This is a genomic window from Proteiniphilum sp. (assembly GCF_034927365.1).
GTDB lineage: Bacteria > Bacteroidota > Bacteroidia > Bacteroidales > Dysgonomonadaceae > Proteiniphilum.
The window spans coordinates 137,191-160,593 of sequence record NZ_JAYFQD010000010.1 but is presented as its reverse complement, the minus strand read 5'-3'; the positions used below and the strand labels follow the sequence as shown (position 1 = coordinate 160,593).

Genomic DNA, 23,403 nt, shown 5'->3' with positions numbered 1-23,403 from the left:
AGTGCAACCGAACATCTACAGAATAACGTGAGCGAAGCGAACGAATAACAACCGAACAACTACTGAATTATGAATACGCTCCTTGTGCTGCTTGGCCCCACGGGAGTAGGAAAGACTGAGTGGAGCCTGCGTATTGCCGAACTGTTGAAATGTCCCATCTTATCGGCCGATTCACGTCAGATTTATCGGGGAATGGCAATAGGTACGGCAGCTCCTACTACCACTCAGTTACAGCACATACCCCATTACTTTGTAGGGACACTTTCCCCGGAAGATTATTACAGTGCCAGCGAATATGAACGGGAGGTGCTCTCGTTACTCCCAAAATTATATGAAAAGAATCCGATCGTAGTTATGACAGGAGGATCTATGATGTATATTGATGCCGTCTGTAAAGGTATTGATGACATTCCTACCATTGATGAAACACTGCGCAGGGAGCTACAGGAACTTTACCGGAAAGAGGGCCTTGATCCTATACGGCAACAATTAAAGATACTTGACCCCGTTTTCTATAATGAAGTAGACCTAAAAAACCCGAAGCGGGTGATTCATGCTTTGGAGGTGTGCCTGATGGCAGGAAAACCTTATTCTGCACTTCGGACCAAACCAGAGAAAGAACGCCCGTTCCGAATTGTAAAAGTAGGATTTACCCGTAATCGGGAGGAACTTTACGATAGAATTAACCGACGGGTGGATCAAATGATCGCGGATGGATTGATAGAGGAGGCGAGAGGCTTCTATTCCCAACGCCATCTGAATTCACTCAATACGGTAGGATATAAAGAACTTTTCGACTTTTTTGATGGGAATTGTACACCTGATTTTGCAGTGGAAAAGATTAAACAACATACCCGGAATTATGCCCGGAAACAACTCACCTGGTTTAAAAAAGATAAAGAAACATTCTGGATAAACTTGTCGGATAAGAATGAGGATATAGTGAATAGGGTGATGATGTTGCTGAAATAGCGGTATCCGGTTTCTATAATAGTATATGCATTGTAATTTTTTTCGGGGAGATATTGGTTTATTCGGAAAATTATACTACTTTTGCATCGCTTTTCGGCAAACAAAACATTCTTCCTTAGCTCAGTCGGTTAGAGCATCTGACTGTTAATCAGAGGGTCCTTGGTTCAAGTCCAAGAGGAAGAGCGGAAAGGTTAAGTTTTAAGGTGAAATATTCTTCCTTAGCTCAGTCGGTTAGAGCATCTGACTGTTAATCAGAGGGTCCTTGGTTCAAGTCCAAGAGGAAGAGCAAAAAAACGAGTCGGAAGGCTCGTTTTTTTGTTATATACTTGTTGGATATAGGTGGATAGGGACAGTGGGAATATGGACTGAACACCAAGAATTAAGAACCAAGCATTCCAGAACGTTTTTCTCCGTTCAAAAAATGCGTTGAAACATTTTGTTTCTTAAGAGACTTCTGGTTTTCTCAACATTCTAACTTCCTAATTCTAATTTTTAATTTCTAACTTCTCAAAAAAACATATGAAGAAAGTATTAATAGCATATCGGTTAAAACCGGAAGGGTTGAAAGCATTAGAAGGGAAATATGATATTACGCTTCCAACCGATAAATCCTATTTCACCAGAGAGGAAGTACTGGAAATGATTCCAGATTATGAAGTGCTTGTCCCCAATTTCAGTTTTTATACCGATAAGGAAATTATGGATAGAGGTGTAAAATTAGAGTTGATCTCTAATTGGGGTGTGGGGTTTAATAATATCGATGTGGATTACGCTACGGAAAGAGGAATTGTGGTTACCAATATTCCCAACAGTACGCGTGAACCTACCGCCGAGTTTACTTTTGCCCTTCTGTTGGCTGCTGGTCGGCGTATAGGTTATTACGATCGGAAATTGCGAACCCCGGAAGGTGTAAGTTGGGGTATTTATGCCGAGAGTGGCATGCCGGTATATCGAAAAATATTGGGTATTATCGGTATGGGACGGATAGGCCAGTCATTGGCACGTCGTGCCATAGCATCGGGTATGGAGATCATCTACCATAACAGGAATCGTCTGGATAGGGGTATTGAGGAACAGTATAATGCCCGGTATGTGACATTTGAAGAATTGTTGAGGATTGCCGATTATATTTCACTGAATGCACCTTACACGCCACAGACGCACCACATGATAGGCGAAAGACAGTTAAGAATGATGAAGTCCACTGTAGTGTTTATCAATACGGCTCGAGGCAGCATGGTGGATGAAAAAGCGCTGGCGAAAGCTTTGAAAGAAGGATGGATCTGGGCTGCAGGTCTGGATGTCTTCGAAAATGAACCACATATTCTCCCGGAGTTCCTGGAACTTGATAATGTGGTACTTGCTCCTCATGCTGCTACAAAAACAATGGAGGATCGTATTAATATGTCAATTGAGATGGCACAGAATATCGTTGGATTTTATGAAGGAATCTACCTCGTATCACGGGTAAATTAATCGGGTTGTATTAAATGATGATAGAGACACATATTTTAGAAAACGGTTTACGAATCATTCACCGTTCTTTTCCATCTGCTATATCCTATTGTGGTATGGCGATAAACAGTGGAACCCGTGATGAATTTCCATCCGAACAGGGAATGGCCCATTTTGTGGAGCATATGCTTTTTAAAGGAACTGAAAAGCGGAAGGCACATCATGTTGTCAACCGGATGGAGGATGTAGGGGGTGAACTTAATGCTTATACGGCGAAGGAAGAGACACTTGTATATGCGGCATTTCCGGAGGAGTATCTGTCGCGGACTATAGAACTTTTGAATGATATTGTCTTTCATTCCCAATTTTCTGAACGGCAGATAGAAAAGGAGAGGGAGGTGATCATTGATGAGATTCTATCGTATGACGATTCGCCATCCGAACTCATATATGATGATTTTGAAAATCTTATGTTTGCCGGACACGATCTCGGACATTATATACTGGGTGATCCGGAAACGTTGCAGTCATTCAATCAGGGGAATATGAAGCATTTTGTCGATCGACAATACTGTCCCGCTGGCATGGTCTTTTTCTCTTTTGGGAAGACCCCCTTTTCAAAAGTGGTACGTCTGGCGGAAAAATATTTTTCATCTGCTATAAACTCGTCGGACGGAGCATTACCCGTCAAAGAACGAATATCTCCGGATATCCTTCTTCCTTTGAAAACTGAAATTAGCAAAGAAACTTCCCAGTCGCATGTGGTAATGGGATGGCGTACATTCAATATGTATCATCGAGATAAGTACATCTTATATATGATCAATCACATATTGGGTGGTGGGAGCCTGAACAGCCGGCTCAATGTGTCATTGAGAGAAAAGCACGGATTGGTCTATCATGTGGAGTCTAATCTGACATTGTATTCCGATACCGGTTTATTCACCATTTACTTCGCTTCCGATCCGAAACTTAGGGAGAAATGTCTGCGGCTGATTGGTAAAGAAATCGAAAAGATCATGCAGTGCGAGTTGACACCCTCACAATTGATACGGGCAAAACGGCAGTGGAAAGGACAAATGGGAATTGCCGCGGAGAATCATGAGAACGGTGCATTAGGAATGGGGAAGGCCTTTCTTCATTTCAATCGTTATGTACCGCTCAATGAGCTCTATACCCAAATAGATAATATTACATCGCAGGAAATCAGGAGGGTTGCCAATGATATATTATCCACCCCTCCATTCCAGTTGAGTTATGTGTGATTTTATGGAAGAAATGCAGTGTTACACCTTATTGTCGGATAAGGAAAGTAATGAATATACAGGGGGGACAAAACAAAATCATATTATTGAATGTTTTATCTACAGCTTTTAAACTATTTCGAAGGTAAATGGTCTGAATGCCGATGAAGACATGATCTTCATATAAAACAGCCTAAATTTTTAACTAAAAGAACGAAATTATGAGAAAAATGAAATTTTCACTGATCGCAGTAATGCTTGTAGTGGTGACAGCAGTAAGTGCCCAACAACTAAGCCTTGGGGTAAAAGGTGGTGTAAACATGTCGAATTTTTATGGTGACGAACTGAATGACAAAAATATGAAGATCGGTTTCCATATTGGCTTGGCGGCTGACTATGACCTTGCACCTAACAGTGCTATCCAAACAGGGCTGTATTTCACAACTAAGGGAGCAAAATACTCTGCATCTGCTGGCAGTGCATCTGCAGAAGTTACAGTAAACCCAATGTATTTACAATTGCCCGTACATTATGCTTATAAACTGGATGTTTCACCCGGTACACGCGTCGTTTTCCATGCAGGCCCCTATTTGGCTTATGGAGTAGCAGGAAAGAGTAAATTTAAAGGATCATTAGGGGAAAATTCTGTCGAAGAAGATGGAGCTAACGTATTTGGAGATGATAAATTATTCAAGCCCTTTGATGCTGGTTTAGGTCTTGGTGTAGGTACTGAATTTGGACAGATCATGCTCGATTTAGGTTGGGACATGGGTTTAGTGAATATTGCTAATTCAGGAACAGTAAAGAATCAAAATGCTTACCTCTCAGTAGGATATAAATTCTAAACAGAGTAGATAATAGCAGATTCATATATGGGGATGGCTCTTTAGGGGTCATCCTTTTTTGTATTTCTCCCGGTTTATGCATATATTTGTCATTCAATAGATTTTACATCTCTTAAAAAGAGATAAATAATCTTTATTCGCCGAATGTGAGATGAACCTATGTGGAGGTAAATTGAAAAATGAAATCGAAGATCGAAAAAGTGAAAGAGCTATATGCTTAGAGATATCCTCTAAATCAAAAAATCTTATGAAAAAATATTTTCTTTTAATTATTTTCTTTTTAGGAACAGGATTTTCGTACTCCCAAACAGCACTACAGCGTTTTATTAACAATCCGGCACTGAAACATGCTTCGGTGGGTGTTTCTGTGGTTGAACTGGAAAGCGGTAAGAGTATCGTTTCTCATGATGCGCAAAAATCACTTACCCCTGCATCGACCCTCAAGTTGATTACTACCGCTACGGCTCTGGAAACGTTGGGTGATAATTATCGTTATAAGACCGAGGTGGCACTCGACGCAAATAATCCTTCCCGTATCTTGGTGTTGGGTTCAGGCGATCCTACGTTGGGCAGTGAAGCCTTCGGCGATAATAAAAACGCTTTTTTTATCAATGCTGCCAATGAGCTTGATAAAGTGCTTTCCAAGGATAAGGAATATACCATCTATATAGTGGATAATCTGTTCGGTTATGATGGTGTGGCACCCGGATGGACATGGATCGATATGGGTAATTATTATGCTGCGGGCAATTATGGGATCAGTATTTTCGATAATAGCTATCGGCTTGTCTTCAATACTACCGATAAAAATAGTTGTCCCCGTATCCTGCGTACTGAGCCGGAAATTAAAGGGCTTACCTTTCGGAATGCACTCTCACTAAACAATAGTGGAGAGGATAATGCTTATATCTATGGAGAGCCATTTTCCTATAACAGGTCGGTGAGAGGTAATATTCCAGAAGGAAAAACAGAATTCACCATTAAAGGAGATATTCCAGATCCTGGGTTACTACTGGGGGAAACACTGGCTGATTATCTCTCCCGTGCCGGTTTCCGGATCGGAAAGATTGAAACGGCACGTAACGATTATTTTTCCGGAGTTTGTAAAGCCGATCAGCGGAAATCAGTCTATCGGGTAGGGAAGGTGATACATACGCAGATGTCTCCTCCATTGAAGGATATAATTCGTGAAATTAACGTGGCAAGTAATAACCATTATACAGAGCATCTTCTCCGTACTTTAGGCCGGTATCGAAATGATGACATCTACACCGATGCCTCGGAGACAGGTATTTCTTATACCTATGAATACTGGCAGGGGAAAGGGGTTTCTACCTCCTCATTGCAAATGCATGATGGTTGCGGGCTGGCACCTTCAAATGCGGTGAGTCCTCAATTTCAGACCGACCTGCTTGTCTATATGTATAATAAAAGCAGCTATTCCAAGGCATTTTACGATTCTTTGCCGAAAGTAGGGCATGAAGGTACGGTTACCTATTTCCTTCGTAATACAAAATTGAGTGGAAAGATTGTAGCGAAGAGCGGTAGCATTAGTGGAGTGCATTGCTATGCAGGCTATCTTATTGATGGAAATAAAAAATATGCCTTAAGCATAATGGTGAATAAATTTAACGGTACCCGTCTGGAAGTTAGAAAAGCTATTGAACAGTTTTTATTGTCGGTTGTGAATGAAATTTAGGGTTTTCCTTACTGCTATCAGCCTACCCTACACATCATCCGTTACATACATCATGGCATCGGTTCGCTTAGTTTTGTCTTTGACAAGCCGTTCAATCTCGATAGGTTTGGGCATCGACTGCTGGTGTTTCTCAATCTTCAGGCAAAGAACATATACAGGGTAAAAGGTTTTATATGGACAAATGGAGAATCCCGGAAAGTGATTGTACAGTCGGTTGCCGGTGCATTGGTTATTAATTATAGCGACAATTTTGTGTTAAAATCGGGAAGCATCTTCATTGGTAACTTCAACCAGAAGCATATCGCAGACTTCTTTGCTCAATGTAGCCATGGCGCCTTGATTATACCGGATACTCATACTTTTATCAAGAGGTTCAATGTATTCTATCGTGAATTTTGTGTGTAAGGTAATACTTTTGTTGTTCAGGTATTGTAGTAAATCCCTGTTGTCGCTCTGTAATCTCCTTAAAATTACTACGGAACCATTCTCCGCGTCCGACAATCGAGTATAGTTTTCAGGAGTTACGGTTCCATTTTGATTCGGGATGGGGGAGCCATGAGGATCAAAGGATGGATGGTTCAACATTTCACTCATCCGCTCAAAGAATATTTCCGAATTCACATGTTCTATCTGCTCTGCAATATCATGGACTTCCTCCCAACCGAAATTCATTTTTTCCACCAGGAACATTTCAATAATCCGGTGTTTCCTGACAATAAGCGCGGCCTCCTTCTTCCCCTTGTCGGTCAACCTTACAGGTTGGTATTTTTCGTAAATGACATAACCGTCGTCATCTAACTTTTTTACCATACTATTAACCGTAGGGACACTTACATGTAAGCGCCTGGCAAGTTGCGACAAAGAAATTACACCCGTTTCTTCATCGATCATATAGATGTTTTTTAGATAATTTTCTTTCGTTTGAAAAATCATTGTCTTTTATTTTTCTGCAAATATAAAAATAATACTTTAAATTTTTTGTTAGATTAATCTAAATATATAATTTTGCCGAGTCTAAATATTGCTAATTCAAGTTTTGCATATATATGGAATGCTTCAATTTCAATCATACAACTTACGAAAGTTGATAATAATAATGATAACAAACAACAAATAACAATAGAGATTGTATGGCAAATCATTTTTATCCCATTATTTCAATATTGATTTTCGTTTTGCTTATCCTTTTCCTATGTTGGGTATTCCGGCCTCAAAAAGGATTGTGGGCAAAATTGAAAAAAACAGGTACAGATAGTCAACGGGTGCTGTTGGAAGATGCATTAAAGTATTTATACGATTGCGAATACAAGGGTACTGTGTGCGAGCCGGAAAATCTTTCGGACAATCTGGGTATATCAAAAGAGAAGTTGAACAAGCTTCTGAAACGACTTCAATCGATGGAGTTGACTTCTCCGGTAAACGGGACCTATATCCTGACAGAAACAGGACGTTCATACGCTTTACGTGTCATCCGGGTGCACCGGGTCTGGGAGCGCTACCTCGCCGATGAGACCGGATTGCCCCATACCAAATGGCATACGCAAGCCGATTATCTTGAGCATACCTTGTCCGACGAAGATGTGGAGAAACTCGCTGCCAGTATTGGTAATCCGGCTTTTGACCCGCATGGAGATCCCATTCCTTCCGCTTCGGGAGAATTACCCGGTCACAAAGGACGGCCGTTAAACGAGTTAAAGGAGGGTGACATGGCCCGCATCATCCATATCGAAGACGAACCGGTGGAGGTTTATCAACAACTCGCTATGGAGGGACTTTATCCCGGTTTGCAGATATATGTATTGAAATCGGATAAAGATCACATCACTTTTGCCGCCGATGGTGAAGAGCGGACATTGATACCCCAATTTGCGAAGCAGGTGACAGTAGAAATGTCGACTGATAAAAATGTTGCTTCGGCAAAACAGGAGCGGCTTTCATCGCTTAAAGTAGGGGAAAAGGCCGAAGTCGTGGGTATTTCTCTCAATTTTCAGGGACAACAGCGCCGTAGGTTGATGGACTTGGGGATTGTCCCCGGACAGCAAATTTCTGCCATCATCCAAAGCGCCTCGGGCGATCCGATCGGTTACCGGGTGATGGGAACTACCATCGGGATACGGAAAAATCAGGCCGACCAGATTTTTATCAGGAACAAAGAAAAAGAACGTTTTCGTTAAGCAATACGAGCAGAAGACAAGCTTGCTTGGATTATGCCGTTGCGAGAATTAACAATCGAGGAGCGAAGGTGACTCAAAACGCCTAATGAAATTGAATATTATGGATATACAAAATAGTTGTGAAGCTTGTCCGCTCTATCATAAGGATAACCTGACACGGTTAGGGGTGGACCTTGAAAATACGGATTATGTGATTACGCTTGCCGGCAACCCCAATACGGGAAAAAGTACGGTTTTCAATAATCTCACCGGATTGAGGCAACATACCGGCAACTGGCCGGGAAAGACGGTCATCCGTGCCGAAGGAGCTTATTCCTATAATGAAAAAAGATACAAAGTGGTCGATTTGCCGGGTACTTATTCGCTACTCTCCACGAGTGTGGATGAAGAGGTGGCCCGCGACTTTATATTGTTTGGCCGACCCAACGTTACGGTTATTGTGGCCGATGCCACACGCCTCGAACGCAATTTGAACCTGGCGCTCCAGATCCTTGAAATAACCGATCGGGCCGTACTCTGCCTTAACCTGATGGACGAAGCCCGTCGGAACCATATCGAGATCAACGTCCGTGCACTTTCACGTGAGTTGGGCATTCCTGTCATTGCGGCTTCGGCACGGAGTAAACAGGGAATGAATGAACTTCTTGTTGCCATTGAAGAGGTTGCTTCGGGGAAATATATCTGCAAGCCCCGCCGGGCAAAAAACCAGCCGGCCAATCTGAAACGTGCGATATCGGCGGTTACCGAAAAGATAAACGGGGTTTTCCCCGATCTTCCCAATCTAAACTGGGTCGCCCTACGCCTGCTCGAAGGCGACCAGAGTATCATTGACGCCATCCGTTCGGGTGATCTAGGATCGTTGAAGCAGGATTTGGCCTCTTCCGTTTCGGAAGCAGAGAATGCCCCGGAAAAACAATTGGTATCACAGGAAGAATCGAAATGGCAGGAAGGATCTATATCACAGGAAGGAATAGTCTTAGAAAAAGGGCAGATCTCTCAAAAAGAGCGTGAAGAGATATTGTCCGCCGCCAACGCGGAGCGATGGGACCTGGGGCTCAATTTCCATGATACCGTCATCGAAACAATATATTCGGAAGCATCTCAGGTTGCTCAAAAAACAGTCTCCGTATCAGGAAGTAAACCTCCCTACAATCTCGATTTGAAGATCGACAAGATCGTGACGAGCAAGTGGTTGGGCTTCCCCATCATGTTCCTGCTACTGGCGGGTGTTTTCTGGATCACTGTCTCGGGAGCCAATTACCCTTCGGGTTTGTTGTTTTCGCTACTGGTAGACAAACTACATCCACTATTGAATGAATGGGCTCAGGCAGCCCATTTCCCCTGGTGGCTGAGCGGTGTCTTGATCGACGGCGCCTACTTATCGATGGCGTGGGTCATCTCGGTGATGCTGCCGCCCATGGCCATATTTTTCCCGCTTTTCACATTGCTGGAAGATTTCGGTTACCTGCCCCGGGTAGCTTTCAACATGGATAACCTGTTCCGTAAAGCGGGAGCGCATGGAAAACAGGCGTTGACCATGAGTATGGGATTCGGCTGTAACGCTGCCGGAGTGGTGGCGGCACGTGTGATCGACAGCCCGCGGGAGCGGCTTATTGCCATTATCACCAATAATTTCTCCCTCTGTAACGGACGCTGGCCGACCCAAATTCTTATTGCCACCATTTTCATCGGCACGGCTGTTCCCGCTGCCATGGCCGGTATTGTTTCCGCCGCGGCTGTTGTCGGCGTAGCTTTATTGGGTATTTTCCTGAGCCTTGTCGTCTCATGGGGACTGAGTAAAACCGTGTTGAAAGGGGAAGCCTCCACTTTCAGTCTGGAACTTCCGCCATATCGTCCCCCGCGGATATGGCAGACATTGTATACTTCGCTTATCGACCGTACGATTTTCGTGTTATGGCGGGCTATTGTCTTTGCGCTTCCTGCCGGGGTTCTCATCTGGCTGGTGGCTAATGTTACCATCAGCGGGATGAGTCTGGCCGAATATTTTATCGACTGGTCCAATCCATTTGCGTTTGTCTTCGGATTGAACGGAGTCATCCTGTTGGCTTATATCATTGCCATACCTGCCAATGAAATAGTGATCCCCACGATATTGATGCTCACCGTCCTTATGACGGGAATATCCGGTGTGGGAGCAGGGGCGGGTGTAATGATCGACAGTACATCCATCAGTCAGACGGGAGATATCCTGCATGCGGGAGGATGGACCATGCTGACGGCTGTCAACCTTATGCTGTTCAGTCTATTGCATAATCCATGCTCCACAACTATTTTCACAATTTATAAGGAGACCAAGAGCCTGAAATGGACGATGGTGTCTACCCTCCTGCCGCTGGTGCTTGGATTTACAATTTGTTTCATCACCACGCACATTTGGTTTTTGATGCACTGATAATAAAATAATCTCGATTTAAACCACATAACGGTAATGAGCATAAAAATATAAAATATTTATAAATGCAACTTTGTTTCATTTGTTATTTTACTACATTTGTATCATGATTCTCAATAATCATGCAAAAGTATAGTATACGATCATCTTACAAAGGAGAAAATAGCAATGAGAGATAAACGAATACCGGTTACAGTGCTCAGTGGTTTCTTGGGTTCCGGTAAAACCACCCTATTGAACCATATTCTCAATAACAGGGAGAATATGAAAGTGGCTGTCATCGTGAACGATATGAGTGAAGTGAATATCGACGCACAACTTGTAGAAAAGGGTGCTACCCTTTCACGGACCGAAGAGAAGTTGGTCCAGTTAAGCAACGGTTGTATTTGCTGTACATTGAGAGACGATCTGGTGAAAGAGGTAACGAAACTGGTTGAAAACGGAAACTTCGACTATCTGTTGATCGAGGGAACCGGTATTGCCGAGCCGATGCCGATTGCCCAGTCATTCAGCTATGCATTCAAAGAATTGGGCATCGACCTGACAAAAATATCCCGTCTCGATACGATGGTCACCGTGGTGGACGGATTTAATTTCTACAACGATTTCGGATCATCGGACACGCTGGTCGACAGGGATCCTGACAATACCGTCAGCGATCGTTCCATCGTGGATCTACTGGTGGAGCAGATTGAGTTTGCCAATGTCATCGTGCTCAATAAGATCGATCTGATTTCGCCGCATGAACAGGAGGAATTGAAACGTATCATCACGAAATTAAATCCCGAAGCAAAATTGCTTTTGGCGGATCGTGGGAATATCGATCCGAAAGAGATTCTCAATACCCGCTTGTTTGATTTTGTAAAGTCCGCCCAGAGTGCGGGTTGGCAAAAGGAGTTACAGAACAAGCATACGCCTGAAACGGATGAATACGGGATCAGCTCTTTTGTTTTCCGCACCCATCGACCATTGCATCCCGGTCGATTCAAGAAATACCTGAGTAAACAATGGGATCCGGGGATTGTTCGTAGTAAAGGATTCTTCTGGTTGGCGAACCGAAAGGATGAAGCCATGCTGTTAAGTCAGGCCGGTGGATCCATCGTCGTGGAGAGAATTGGTGTCTGGTGGGCCTCTTTTTCTATCAAGGAACGGAACCGTAATCCCTCGTTTCAGGCAAACGAAGAATACATCCTGAGCCGGTGGGACAATCAATGGGGCGACAGGATGAATGAGATTGTGTTTATCGGTCAGGGGATGGATGAGCAGAAGATCCGTTCGGAAATGGAATATTGCCTCTGCACCGATATCGAGTATAATGCTTTCCAGAACGAGTTATTGACGGATAACAGCTGGGACTTTTTATAAACCCAAGATAATAAATTCCTTATAACAATGAGCACTCATCAGCCTGAAACGACAAAACCGGTCACCATTATTTCCGGATTTCTTGGCGCGGGTAAAACCACCTTTCTGAACGAGTATATTACTTATCGGAAAGAAGTCCGTCCTTTTATTATTGAAAATGAACTGGGGGAGGAGGGGATTGATACCGGACTGATCGTCGCGCCGGACAGCGATGTGTTTGAATTGAGCAATGGCTGTCTTTGTTGTAGCCTGAATGAAGATTTGTTCAAGTTGTTGCATACATTATGGAAAAGAAACGATGAATTTGATGAACTGGTCATTGAGACGACCGGAATAGCCGATCCGGCGGCCATCGCCCAACCTTTCCTCGTTTATCCGGATATTCAGAAATATTATAAACTGGAACGGGTTATATGTATTGTAGATGCCCAGGAGATCGATTTTCAACTGGAAGAAACGGAAGAGGCCCGCAAACAAATTGTTTCTGCGGATATTATTCTGATCAACAAAACGGATACGGTTCGTAAAGAACACCTTTTCGATTTGGAAGAGCTGCTTCGTAACATCAATCCCTTTGCGACGATATTAACAGGAGACAAGCAATCCGGTTATCCTTTAGAAAAGATAATGGCACTTACGCGTGATGACTTTGATGGTAAAATGACTACTACCGTTGAGCCGGCTCAACATCATGACCATGATCATAGTCATTCCCATCATCATGCCGATGCTACCCATGATGAATTTCACCATCACAGCATCAGTTCTCTCAGTTTCGTATTCGACAGGCCGTTCAACCTCGATATGTTCGGACATCGCCTGCTGGTGTTTCTCAGTCTTCAGGCAAAAAATATTTACCGGGTAAAAGGTTTTATTTGGGCAAACGATGAACCGCAGAAGGTAATCGTACAGTCGGTTGCCGGAGCGTTAGCCATTACGATGGGAGAGAGGTGGCCCTCAGATGAAATGCCCAAAAGCAGACTCGTATTTATCGGCAAAGACCTTACATCAAAAGGATTGGAGAAAATGTTGGCCCAATGTCTGGACAAAGATTTTGTGTCTCCCTGATTATATTATTCCGGTTATTTCAGGCAAATAAAAACGATCACATATTTTCTATAACCAAGCCACTATTTGTTTTTCTGAATTCCAGTGGACTTAATCCGAATTTGCGTTTAAATGCAGTCGAAAAATGGGACTGATGCTCGTACCCTGATTGTTCCGCAACTTCGATAATTGGAGTGGTGGATTCAAGCAAAAGATTACAGGCAATGTTCATGCGGTATTCAAACAAATAGCCATATACCGTATTGTTATAAAAGAAGCGGAAGCCATTCTTCAAGACAGTAGCGTTAGTGCCGACTTGAAGTGCCAGTTCAGCTACCGTTGGTGGATGCAAATACAGTTGTTCAAGAAGGATACGTGCTTTCTCTATCTTGCTTCTATGCCTGATGATACAGTTATCACAAACTGAAGCACAGGAAAAACGGCATTTATGAAGCTGCAAAGAGAGCAATTCCCGTATTTTAGCATCAATATACATGGAAGAACAGCTATCTGTCAAAACAGAATGTTCAATTTGCCTTATAATCCGTATCATTTCAGCAGTCGCGTCAAAAGTCTTCCTCATTCCAAGACACTGGTCAGTGTCGGTATTCTCCATTAGAAGCATTACATCTTTAGGATGCTCAAGAGCCAATTTGTTGAAATAATTTTCGGGTAATATGACATCAAAACAATCTGATTTCAAATTCTCAAGTACCTTGTGTAAGTCATTTGCTTTGTCGGAATGATGCCAATCCTCTATCTCTTGTACAATGGGCGCCAAATTTCTGTTGAGGCTGCACTTTTTGAGTATAAAACAGAAGCATATATCAGTATCGTCCTCATTTTTCGGGAAAAGAGGTTTTTTACATAAATTGCATCTAAATCTGGTGACTCTCTTATCTTTTGCGAATTTACTGTACCATTCAAATTCTCCAAAATCTGTTTTTAGCTGCCGGATGCCAATTTCATTATTTTTCGGAAATGATTGACAAGATTTCATCTTTTATGCCGATAAATTTTTTTAAATGAACCGAATAATTGGAATGACAAAATATTCCAATTTTTATTGATTTTTTCCGAATGCAAGTTAATACTGAAAAGAGAAATACACAATCCTCATTTATGGGGATTATTTAGCTTTTTTCTACTCATATGTTATGAAAGCAATCTCCTCGTTAAAATAATATGTCTGATCGCGTAAGAAATCATTTTTTAAAGAGACTAATTTTGCCTGCCTAATTTGAAAACGTCTCGAGAGGTACAAAAAGATTCATTATAGTGTTATTATCAACTTATTCATTACATTTTAAGGTTATTTTAGATATGAAAAATTTCATGTATACAATATTACTTCTGGTTCTATTTAGCAACGGGAATTTTAGTTTATATGCCCAAACATCTTCTGCGACAATCAGGGGAATTGTAAAAGATGCTGAAAGCAATGAAGAATTAGTAGGTGCAACCATCTATATACAATCAGTCAATAAAGGACAAGCTACCGATGATAGAGGCCGATTTGTATTGAATGAACTATCTCAAGGAGAATATACGCTTATAGCCTCATTTATCGGATACGAATCTCAATCCATAAAAGTTATACTCAAAGAAAATGAATTCAAGAATATAGAGATCAAACTGGAACCCGATATAAATAAACTGGATGAAATAACTGTTACCGCCAAGACCGAAGCAAGGCAGATAAAAGAGGAAGGTATGCCGGTAACGGTTATCAATATGTCGAATTTACAGGGAACAGTTACCAGTATCTCGGATGTCTTATCCAAAACTGTCGGAATGACAATCCGGACAACCGGCGGGGTTGGAAGTGCCTCACGAATCTCCGTACGTGGGTTGGAAGGAAAACGCATCGGGTTTTTTATAGATGAAACTCCCATGAACGACCAAAGTGATTTTATTGATTTAAATGATATCCCGGTGGATATGATTGAAAGGATTGAAATCTACAAGGGCGTTGTTCCGGCACGTTTCGGTGGTTCATCGATGGGCGGAGCCGTTAATCTTGTGATAAAAGAATACCCCGACCGCTACATGGATGTAAGTTACATGCGTGAATCATTCAACTCGAACAAAGCACAACTTGTCGCAAAACGGAATCTACCGGAGAAAGGAATATTGTTCGGCATCGGCGGAGGATATACTTATGCGGGAAACGATTACACGATGACTTCTCCTTATACCGGAATGAAAATAAAACGTGAACACGATTTATTTAAAAAATTACTGATAGGTGGTAGTTTCAAAGCTACCAAATGGTGGTTCGATGAAGTTGAATTCGAACCTGTTGTCGTTGTTACCAATAGACAAATACAGGGTATCGAAAACGATATCCGTCAAGCTGAAACAAATTCAAAAGCCTTTATACTGGCAAATTCATTGGAAAAAGATAATTTCTTAATCGACGGACTTGATTTTGATGTAAGTAATGCTGTCGCCTATACACAAATCAACTTGATCGATACGGCTAAATTCCGTTATGACTGGGACGGGAGCCGATATCCAACACCATCAATATATGGTGGTGAATTAGGGAACCAATACGCCGCCAATTCCAATGACAAAAAATTTACTATTCTCAGCAAACTGAATCTGGAGTACCTGATTAATAAGAACCATTCAATCAACTTTAATTCTGTATTCAGTCTTGCAAACGGTTTTCCTGAAGACAGTCTACGCGATCTAAGTTTAGGGAAAAAAAGTGTATTTAATTCGAAAATGAGAAGCTGGGTAGGTGGTATCAACTACGATTTGAGGACCAACGAAGACAAATTACTCAATTCTTTTACTATCCGATATTATATATATTCAATGCAAACAAAAAAAGCACCAATATATGGTGGTGACAATGTGAAAGACATAGACCTGATAAAAAATAATTTTGGGATAAGTAATGCCTTACGATATAAGATAACGCAAGATTTTATGGCAAAATTTTCAGCGGGATATGACGTCCGGATACCTTCCGAAACAGAATTGCTTGGAGATGGATATTCTATTTCACCTGCGGAAACTCTGCTTCCTGAAAGAAACACGAGCCTGAATTTCGGTTTACTTTACGACAGGATGGGTGATTCGAAAGACAACCTACAAATTGAGGCAAGTTTTTTTTATATGCATCTGGAAAATATGATCCGATTCTCCAAAGGATTTATTGATGCCCAATATCAGAATTTCGGTGAAATGCGTACACTGGGTGCGGAATTGGATGTGAAAGGTGATGTAACTTCATGGCTGTATGGTTACTTCAATGTCACTTATCAGGATTTGAGGGATACCCGAAAATATGAAGAAAGCAGTGAAATCCCCAACCCAACAAAAGGAAAACGTATGCCCAATATTCCTTATTTTATGAGCAATGCAGGTTTGGAATTCCACAAATCGAATTTATTCGGAGGAAAAGGGCAAAATACACGAATCTTTACTGACGCCGCATTTATAGAGGAGTACTACTATGACTTCGAAATGACGGTAAACAACAAACGACGTATTCCGCGTAGTCTTACTTTCGACCTCGGCTTCGAACACAGTTTTATGAACAGCCGGCTTTTTATATCCGGAAAAATAAAGAATTTGACGAATGCTAATCTTCTCTCCGAATTTAACCGTCCCTTGCTTGGACGCAGCTTCGGCATGAAGATCCGTTATATTTTCAGATAAGCCAATTCAAACAAACAATAAATAAACAATTTAAATTTCAAGATAAATGAAAACAAATTTATTAAAATCAATATGCCTAAGCATACTCTTTGCCGGACTCGTATCCTGCGAATCCAATGAACCGAATGTCACAGAGAACTCCGGAACAGTGTTAATTCAAACCACAGTCAAAAATCCTGATGGCGCAAGCGGGTCGTCTTATATGCAGTTAATATCCGACTTTTCAAAACAAACCGTTGGTAATGCTAATAGCATCCAGGTCGGATACAGTGCCGGAATAGTTGTTTATGGAAGCGACGTCTTTGTTACTCCCGAATTTGGCAAAGATGGCACACAGGAGCTCGAAAAATATAGCTATACATCCGAGCGAACTTTAAAAAAGACAGGATCACTTATCTTGCCATCCATGTCGGGAGCATACGGGCTTGTGAAATACAACAATGAAAAAGCGTATATACACATGTATAATTTGGGTAAAATGTTAATAATCAATCCTGCTACAATGGTCAAAACAGGAGAGATAGATTTGACATCCTATGCTTTTGGCGATAACAATCCTGATCCCTCTTACCCGATAATTCGCGACGGACTGCTATATGTGCCGTTAAATCAGAACAGTTCAAGCTGGATGCCTTATCCTGAACACAAACAATCGGATGTAGTCATTATCGATATAAGTACCGACAAGGTTGTCAAGTTAATATCAGAAACGAAATCGGGTTTGACATTCCCTGTCCGTCCTGCATTAAAAGAGATGATTTTCAAAGATGAAAACAACGACATTTACATTGCATGTGCCGGGGGATTCGGGCTCGATCCTCGCTTTCCCGAAACAGGTCTTCTTTGTATTCCTGCAGGTAAAACAGAATTCGACGATTCTAAATCATGGGATTTATCCCAAACCCCGATAGAGGGTACAAATTACAAACCGGGTTCCTTGTCCAGCTGTAAATATATAGGTAACGGTAAACTTTGTGCCTACATTACGATTAGTGAACTGATCGGAAATAATCCCTACACGTCAAGGTATATGTTGGCAGTAATTATAGATATGAAAAACAAAACCATAAAAAAGATTGAAGGAATACCGGTAAGCGACGGATTCAGCGCGCTTATTGAAACATATAATAGCCAGGTGGTATTCTGTGCTTCGGGTGATAAGGTTTCCGGTTTCTTCTCTTATGATCCGGTTTCTGGGAAAGTAAGCGACAGTCCGGTTATAACCACTTCCGGTAACCCAACGTTTATACATTTCTTTCAATAAAAAAATTAATCACCTTCCCCAGGATATCAATTATTTGGATTATCTTGGGGAATTTATTTTAAAAGATGAAGAAGTTTTTTGAAAATACCCGAAAACCTCAGAAGGGTTTAGGTGGTAGCATTATGTTGCAAATAATGAATACGGGTCACAATCCAATGGCTCTATGGGCTTTGTCACATTTGAAAATAACCGAGAGCGCTGTTGTATTGGACGCAGGTTGTGGTGGTGGTAAAAACATCGCCAACCTTCTTGGTAGAATAACCAATGGAAAGGTTTATGGAGTTGATTATTCGCCAGCAAGTGTAGAGAAAGCGAAGAAACATAATAAAAAGGCACTCGCACTCGGTAAAGCGGAAATTCTGCAAGCAAGCGTGTCATCACTTCCTTTTAGCAATGAAACTTTTGATATTGTCACCGCTTTTGAAACCGTTTACTTCTGGCCCGATTTAATCAATGATTTTAAGGAGGTGAAAAGAGTACTTAACAAAGGTGGGCGGTTCCTTATCTGCAACGAAATGGCAATCCCCGAGAAATCCAAAATGTGGATTGATATGCTTGATTTAAACGTATATACTAAAGAAGAATTGACCTCGGCACTATCACAAGCGGGATTCGCTTCCATTGATGCCTATAACCATAAAAATGGAAGATGGCTTTGCGTGATAGCTAGTAAATAAGGATTAGCTATTTTTTTGTAGCTTTGACTTATGAATAATTGGAAGCGTACATTCGCTATTATATGGACGGGACAATTTGTCTCGATCATCACCAGCGTTACCGTCAATTTTGCCATCATATTATGGCTCACGATGGAAACTGGTTCGGGGGAAATGCTCGCCTGGGCTTCCGTGGCAGGCTTACTTCCCCAAGCATTGTTGGGACCAGTTGCAGGCGTTTATATTGATCGCTGGAACAGGAAAAGGACGATGATCGTGGCTGATGTTTTCATCGCCTTATGTACGCTTGTCCTGGCATTCTTATTCTGGTTTGAGTTGATCCAGGTTAACTATATATTTATAGTTCTCGCACTACGTTCGATTGGTTCGGCTTTCCATATGCCGGCCATGCAGGCCGCTATTCCCATGATCGCACCCAAGGAACAGCTTACCCGTATAGCCGGAATAAACCAGATGATAACTTCTACCGGAACAATCGCAGGCCCTGCCCTTGCTGCTCTTCTCATAACGAATATTGATATTGAGTATGTGCTGCTGTTAGATGTCTTTGGCGCTGTTATAGCTTGTGTAACTTTACTTATGGTTACTATTCCTGATCCGGAAAAGACAGTCCGGAAAATTGGAAGTGTTTTCACCCAAATAAAGGAGGGTGCCGGTGCCGTACTTCAGAACCGTGGTTTGAGTTGGGTTTTCCTGTTCGTCGTACTTCTCACTTTATTCTATATGCCTGTCAGCGTTTTACTTCCTTTGATGACGGCAAACTATTTTGGAGGAAAGGAATTCGCTATTAGTCTGGTTGAAATTGTATGGGGTGTTGGAGCGCTTGTCGGTGGAGCCATTATTGGAGCGAAAGTGTATAAAATTAACCGGATAGTACTCTTGAATATAAGTTATTTGATTTGTGGAGTTTCTGTTCTGATTTCCGGTCTATTATCGACAGAAGGTTTTAACTGGTTCGTATCACTTATTGCCATCGGGGGTATTGCAGGAGGTATTTATAATTCATTGTTTACCGGGATCGTACAGACTAACATAGGAGCAGATCTTTTAGGAAGAGTATTTTCAATGTTCTACTCACTGCATATTATTCCGGCAATGCTTGGACTGATCGGTATAGGCTTCTTTACCGATACCCTTGGTGTAAATAACACATTTATTATCTGTGGGATAGTACTGATTCTGATAGGATTTCTCGCTTTTACTACTCCTTCCGCATTGAGATTGGATAGAAAGAGTAGTTTTTAATTGCTCGATGTTTTTTGTGTTAATCCTGAATTTATCTAATCATATTGACCATGATTATATTTACTACAGACGATTTTATACTATTTATCCGGGGGATCCTCCCTGTAAAGGGAGAAAAACCCGGATAAAACATATATTTTCCCGTCAAATAATCTAATACATGATAATGCTACAAATTCCCAAACCTAAAACCAATGTTGATGGTGCGTGGCAGTGAAGGGCCGTAAATGTAACTGGCATCACGGTAAACACCTTTGTCGTAGTCATTTTGTATCTGGTTGAAGATATTCTTTACACCACCAAATAATTCCAAAGTCGTTTCCTTACTCAAATGGAAATCATAAGAGAGTAACAGGTCAGCTACAACATAGCTTCGGGTTCTCTTTAACACTTCCCCCTCTATGATATGGCCGTTGCTGATGGCTGATGCTACCTTTTCCTGTTCAGCACCCTCGAAATCTTCGAGATGAAGTCCGAAGTGCGGTACATCCATCGGCCCGGTATAGTTGAGCGAGAAGGAGGTATTGAAATGATGTGTCGGTTTCCAGATAAAAGTAGAATAACCATATTGGCCGGGCGTTCTCATAAAATTCTTTGAGACACTTCCATCCTCTTCACCCCAGGCCTGAGCCGTTTTGTAGCGGCTGGTCTGGAGAGTGAAACCGAGTTGTGTCTCAATCTTGGTGGAGAATAACGATTTCCACTCGAGGTTAATCCCTGACACGTAAGCGCCATCTTTGGCATTTACCCTTTCGTAATAAAAACCGCGAGACTCGTCATTATCGTCAATCAATGCATACTCATTGGAGAAAGGATCATTCAGCAAAGTGTAGAATCCTTCGATCAGAAAATCATGATAGGTGCTTCCCCAATTGAATACCGAGTTGAAGGAGGCGGTAAACGCATTGGAAGTTTCCTGTTTTAGGTCGGGAGAGTTACGTGTCTCAACCCGTGTAGCGTTTACCAGATCGATATGGAGGTCTTCATTGAAAATCTGCGGAGCACGATAACCTCTGGCATATCCTGTCCGTAAACGTAAACCAGGTGTGATCTTATATAGCACTCCCACGCGTGGAACTAACACTCCTCCCTTGGGATCTTTGCTGATACTCTCCGTATCTTTAATCCGGTAATAATCATAACGCAATCCCAGAGACAGGTTTACCTTATTCGATTTCCAGTCGTGTTGCACAAATGTCCCCAACGTATTCACATTCTGGTCGGCAAGTTTGGTATTTTCCTTGCCTTCAGCTCCCAGCTTCACATCTTTCAGCCTATCGTTGGTATTATCAATCCCGAAGACAGTCGTGGAAGGAGCAAACAGGAACCATTGCCTGTTCAGGTTGTAATGCGCTCCTACCGAGGAAGTCAGCCCTTTTGTATCTCCATAGGCATTGGGATCCTGCTCGGCGCCATAATAGGAAGCTCGTGTCACATCTTGTGCCGACACGTAAAGGTTCAACCTGTCATATTTGTCGTTGGTGAAGAGGTCGTAGGAGAGATTTCCACCCGAGATAAGATGTTCGAGTTGTTCTGCCACATCGGCTTCATGAGGTAAATAATCAAGTTTATTACCCCCCCGTCGGAACTCGCTGATTCTATAACCGTCAAGCGAGATTTTACTCTTGCCGGTTGGTTTGTGGAATACATTGAATCCAAACGTCGTGTTCTCCATCTCCACCATTTCGCTAAAACCATCGCCATTGGCATCATAGGCCCCTCGGTTACGCAACATTGTATATATATATCCTCCCGTTTTCCGGTTGTCGCTGATTACCGATGCGTTAACATTCAATTGTGCATCGGCTTTCGTATCGGATCCTTTGCGGCCACCTACATTGATCGCTCCAAGTCTGCTTTCGACACTGAAAGCGTTTCTGACCGGCTCCCTTGTGATAATATTGACTGTTCCGGCAATGGCATTTCCCCCAAAGAGGGCCGAACCTCCACCGCGTACTACTTCCATTCGCTCCACCATATTGGTAGGAATCAGTTCAAGTCCATATACGCCTGCCAATCCACTAAATACAGGACGGCTGTTCAATAGAATCTGTGTATAGGGTCCTTCCATTCCATTCATACGTAATTGGGTGAAACCGCAGTTCTGGCAATTAGTTTCGGTACGTAGTCCGGGAGTAAAAGAAAGAGCCTCGGCGATATTCACCGACTGGGTACGCACCATTAATTCTGGGGAGATGGAAGAGACCACCACCGGTGCCTCTGCCCGATTTGTCTGGTTGCGGTCGGCCGTTACAACTACCGTTTCCAGTTGCAGAGGATCTTCTTCGATCACGAATTTGATCTCCTCGGTAGTGTTGGCTTTCGTAGTTACTTTGCGAGTCGTGCTCTTGTAGCCGACACCGCTGACACGCACGGTCAATTCACCTATCGGGAGGTCTATCAACTGGAAGTGTCCGGTAGCATCTGTAGAAGTACCGATGGTTGTCCCTTCGATCGATACATTTACATAGGGAACATGTTGCCCCTTGCTTTGCACGTCACCTACAATATTGGCATCCGTGCCTTTGTGTGCTTGTGCTTTTCCCGCAATAAAAACGGTGAAAAGTAACATTAAAATCGATATAATCTTTTTCATATGATAATTTGATGTTTATTGTAATTAAAACTCTATTTTTTGTGGACTAAAAATAATCTTGTCCGTCAAATTCTATAGTAGAACATTCACCAATTCTATTGAGATTGGAGAATGATTTCAAAATGACTGTGTGAGATAGTCTAATTCGACTAGGCTATATCGATATCTGAAAATGAATATAGTCTGGTATATCCAATAGACACGACATGGTCAGTGACCGTTTCTGTATTGAAAAAGAGAAACAGTTTGAAAATTAAGAAAATCGAAAATCTATATCTAATAGAGAGGGTGGGGAACGTCCCCTTGATTTTGCATAGTATTTGAGATGAAGTGACGGGTAAATATAAGAGAAAACTCTTTTATTGGCAATTCTGAAAATAGTAATAAACAGTGTAGTGAGTACAAAGAACAGAAACTGAAGTTGCCCTAATGTATATAATTGCGCAGTTGTATGATGGTGTGTTTTAATAGGTGCGGCATCTTGACTCTTTTTGTAGGGGTGCGCATGCAAGATAACTTGTCCGTCGGGCAGCCTGTGCGCATGTAAAAAAACGGCATTATTCAGGATAAACAAACCGAGCACCACGATCATCAACCGGGCGACTTGTTTGGATATACTATTTCTAAATACCGTTTTCATGTAACACAATGAGATGTAAAAAACAAGAAATACAAAATTAAGCAAGTCAACTAAAAAGTCAATACCTAATGATGGTAGTATTTGAATTGTTT

17 protein-coding genes, 2 tRNA genes and 1 pseudogene are annotated in these 23,403 nt (G+C 42.0%); 16 read left to right on the top strand and 4 right to left on the bottom strand.

Features of this window, described 5'->3' with window-relative positions:
- The first annotated feature begins 69 nt into the window (after positions 1 to 69).
- From miaA to VB073_RS17440, 8 genes and pseudogenes are all read left to right on the top strand, one after another.
- Positions 70 to 972, top strand: coding sequence for a tRNA (adenosine(37)-N6)-dimethylallyltransferase MiaA (gene miaA, locus VB073_RS07815; protein ID WP_323403597.1), 903 nt, complete (start codon positions 70 to 72; stop codon positions 970 to 972).
- A gap of 109 nt (positions 973 to 1,081) precedes the next feature.
- Positions 1,082 to 1,155: transfer RNA gene (locus tag VB073_RS07810), tRNA-Asn, on the top strand.
- Between the two features lie 29 nt (positions 1,156 to 1,184).
- Positions 1,185 to 1,258: transfer RNA gene (locus tag VB073_RS07805), tRNA-Asn, on the top strand.
- A gap of 233 nt (positions 1,259 to 1,491) precedes the next feature.
- The gene (locus VB073_RS07800) at positions 1,492 to 2,448 is read left to right on the top strand and encodes an NAD(P)-dependent oxidoreductase (protein ID WP_323403596.1); all 957 of its coding nucleotides are present in this window, start codon (positions 1,492 to 1,494) and stop codon (positions 2,446 to 2,448) included.
- A gap of 17 nt (positions 2,449 to 2,465) precedes the next feature.
- A complete protein-coding gene (locus tag VB073_RS07795) occupies positions 2,466 to 3,692 on the top strand; it encodes a pitrilysin family protein (RefSeq protein ID WP_323403836.1) in 1,227 nt (408 codons plus the stop codon).
- A gap of 200 nt (positions 3,693 to 3,892) precedes the next feature.
- Positions 3,893 to 4,516, top strand: a complete 624-nt coding sequence (locus VB073_RS07790; RefSeq protein WP_323403595.1) for a porin family protein — start codon at positions 3,893 to 3,895, stop codon at positions 4,514 to 4,516.
- 247 nt (positions 4,517 to 4,763) lie between these two features.
- On the top strand, positions 4,764 to 6,215 hold the full coding sequence (gene dacB, locus VB073_RS07785) for a D-alanyl-D-alanine carboxypeptidase/D-alanyl-D-alanine-endopeptidase (RefSeq protein WP_323403594.1): 1,452 nt from the start codon (positions 4,764 to 4,766) through the stop codon (positions 6,213 to 6,215).
- 33 nt (positions 6,216 to 6,248) lie between these two features.
- A pseudogene (locus VB073_RS17440) lies at positions 6,249 to 6,479 on the top strand (GTP-binding protein); the annotation flags it as partial.
- On the opposite strand, the gene VB073_RS07780 reads toward VB073_RS17440, so the two are convergent.
- Positions 6,471 to 7,148: a metal-dependent transcriptional regulator gene (locus VB073_RS07780; protein ID WP_323403593.1), complete on the bottom strand. Its 678-nt coding sequence runs from the start codon at positions 7,146 to 7,148 to the stop codon at positions 6,471 to 6,473. The pseudogene VB073_RS17440 and the gene VB073_RS07780 sit on opposite strands and share 9 nt — an antisense overlap.
- A 197-nt stretch (positions 7,149 to 7,345) precedes the next feature.
- Here VB073_RS07780 and VB073_RS07775 point away from each other — a divergent pair, with 197 nt between their 5' ends.
- From VB073_RS07775 to VB073_RS07760, 4 genes are all read left to right on the top strand, one after another.
- Positions 7,346 to 8,389: a metal-dependent transcriptional regulator gene (locus VB073_RS07775; protein WP_323403592.1), complete on the top strand. Its 1,044-nt coding sequence runs from the start codon at positions 7,346 to 7,348 to the stop codon at positions 8,387 to 8,389.
- A gap of 100 nt (positions 8,390 to 8,489) precedes the next feature.
- Complete coding sequence (gene feoB / locus VB073_RS07770) at positions 8,490 to 10,802, top strand: ferrous iron transport protein B (RefSeq protein ID WP_323403591.1); 2,313 nt, start codon at positions 8,490 to 8,492, stop codon at positions 10,800 to 10,802.
- 168 nt (positions 10,803 to 10,970) lie between these two features.
- The gene (locus VB073_RS07765) at positions 10,971 to 12,167 is read left to right on the top strand and encodes a GTP-binding protein (protein ID WP_323403590.1); all 1,197 of its coding nucleotides are present in this window, start codon (positions 10,971 to 10,973) and stop codon (positions 12,165 to 12,167) included.
- Positions 12,168 to 12,194: 27 nt separating this feature from the next.
- On the top strand, positions 12,195 to 13,235 hold the full coding sequence (locus VB073_RS07760; protein ID WP_323403589.1) for a GTP-binding protein: 1,041 nt from the start codon (positions 12,195 to 12,197) through the stop codon (positions 13,233 to 13,235).
- Positions 13,236 to 13,272: 37 nt separating this feature from the next.
- Here VB073_RS07760 and VB073_RS07755 read toward each other — a convergent pair whose 3' ends face one another.
- Positions 13,273 to 14,214, bottom strand: a complete 942-nt coding sequence (locus tag VB073_RS07755) for an AraC family transcriptional regulator (RefSeq protein ID WP_323403588.1) — start codon at positions 14,212 to 14,214, stop codon at positions 13,273 to 13,275.
- Between the two features lie 335 nt (positions 14,215 to 14,549).
- Between VB073_RS07755 and VB073_RS07750 the strand changes: the two genes are divergently transcribed.
- The 4 genes from VB073_RS07750 to VB073_RS07735 all read left to right on the top strand — a co-directional run bounded on the left by VB073_RS07750 (position 14,550) and on the right by VB073_RS07735 (position 20,075).
- On the top strand, positions 14,550 to 16,889 hold the full coding sequence (locus VB073_RS07750) for a TonB-dependent receptor (protein WP_416349514.1): 2,340 nt from the start codon (positions 14,550 to 14,552) through the stop codon (positions 16,887 to 16,889).
- Between the two features lie 46 nt (positions 16,890 to 16,935).
- Positions 16,936 to 18,153, top strand: a complete 1,218-nt coding sequence (locus VB073_RS07745) for a hypothetical protein (RefSeq protein WP_323403586.1) — start codon at positions 16,936 to 16,938, stop codon at positions 18,151 to 18,153.
- Between the two features lie 65 nt (positions 18,154 to 18,218).
- Complete coding sequence (locus tag VB073_RS07740) at positions 18,219 to 18,830, top strand: class I SAM-dependent methyltransferase (RefSeq protein WP_323403585.1); 612 nt, start codon at positions 18,219 to 18,221, stop codon at positions 18,828 to 18,830.
- Between the two features lie 30 nt (positions 18,831 to 18,860).
- Positions 18,861 to 20,075 carry an MFS transporter gene (locus VB073_RS07735; RefSeq protein WP_323403584.1) on the top strand — a complete coding sequence of 405 codons (1,215 nt, stop codon included), beginning with the start codon at positions 18,861 to 18,863 and terminating at the stop codon, positions 20,073 to 20,075.
- Between the two features lie 169 nt (positions 20,076 to 20,244).
- Here the strand turns inward: VB073_RS07735 and VB073_RS07730 are convergent, their stop codons facing one another.
- Complete coding sequence (locus VB073_RS07730) at positions 20,245 to 22,671, bottom strand: TonB-dependent receptor (RefSeq protein WP_323403583.1); 2,427 nt, start codon at positions 22,669 to 22,671, stop codon at positions 20,245 to 20,247.
- A gap of 253 nt (positions 22,672 to 22,924) precedes the next feature.
- Positions 22,925 to 23,311 carry a hypothetical protein gene (locus tag VB073_RS07725; RefSeq protein WP_323403582.1) on the bottom strand — a complete coding sequence of 129 codons (387 nt, stop codon included), beginning with the start codon at positions 23,309 to 23,311 and terminating at the stop codon, positions 22,925 to 22,927.
- Between the last annotated feature and the right edge of the window lie 92 nt (positions 23,312 to 23,403).

Bases quoted from the DNA above. Each gene is read 5' to 3' on its own strand.
- VB073_RS07730 (WP_323403583.1), bottom strand. From the start codon at position 22,671: ATGAAAAAGATTATATCGATTTTAATGTTACTTTTCACCGTTTTTATT.
- VB073_RS07795 (WP_323403836.1), top strand. From the start codon at position 2,466: ATGATAGAGACACATATTTTAGAAAACGGTTTACGAATCATTCACCGT.
- VB073_RS07745 (WP_323403586.1), top strand. From the start codon at position 16,936: ATGAAAACAAATTTATTAAAATCAATATGCCTAAGCATACTCTTTGCC.
- VB073_RS07780 (WP_323403593.1), bottom strand. From the start codon at position 7,148: ATGATTTTTCAAACGAAAGAAAATTATCTAAAAAACATCTATATGATC.
- VB073_RS07735 (WP_323403584.1), top strand. From the start codon at position 18,861: ATGAATAATTGGAAGCGTACATTCGCTATTATATGGACGGGACAATTT.
- VB073_RS07790 (WP_323403595.1), top strand. From the start codon at position 3,893: ATGAGAAAAATGAAATTTTCACTGATCGCAGTAATGCTTGTAGTGGTG.
- miaA (WP_323403597.1), top strand. From the start codon at position 70: ATGAATACGCTCCTTGTGCTGCTTGGCCCCACGGGAGTAGGAAAGACT.
- VB073_RS07775 (WP_323403592.1), top strand. From the start codon at position 7,346: ATGGCAAATCATTTTTATCCCATTATTTCAATATTGATTTTCGTTTTG.
- VB073_RS07765 (WP_323403590.1), top strand. From the start codon at position 10,971: ATGAGAGATAAACGAATACCGGTTACAGTGCTCAGTGGTTTCTTGGGT.
- feoB (WP_323403591.1), top strand. From the start codon at position 8,490: ATGGATATACAAAATAGTTGTGAAGCTTGTCCGCTCTATCATAAGGAT.
- VB073_RS07800 (WP_323403596.1), top strand. From the start codon at position 1,492: ATGAAGAAAGTATTAATAGCATATCGGTTAAAACCGGAAGGGTTGAAA.
- VB073_RS07740 (WP_323403585.1), top strand. From the start codon at position 18,219: ATGAAGAAGTTTTTTGAAAATACCCGAAAACCTCAGAAGGGTTTAGGT.
- dacB (WP_323403594.1), top strand. From the start codon at position 4,764: ATGAAAAAATATTTTCTTTTAATTATTTTCTTTTTAGGAACAGGATTT.
- VB073_RS07755 (WP_323403588.1), bottom strand. From the start codon at position 14,214: ATGAAATCTTGTCAATCATTTCCGAAAAATAATGAAATTGGCATCCGG.
- VB073_RS07750 (WP_416349514.1), top strand. From the start codon at position 14,550: ATGTATACAATATTACTTCTGGTTCTATTTAGCAACGGGAATTTTAGT.
- VB073_RS07725 (WP_323403582.1), bottom strand. From the start codon at position 23,311: ATGAAAACGGTATTTAGAAATAGTATATCCAAACAAGTCGCCCGGTTG.
- VB073_RS07760 (WP_323403589.1), top strand. From the start codon at position 12,195: ATGAGCACTCATCAGCCTGAAACGACAAAACCGGTCACCATTATTTCC.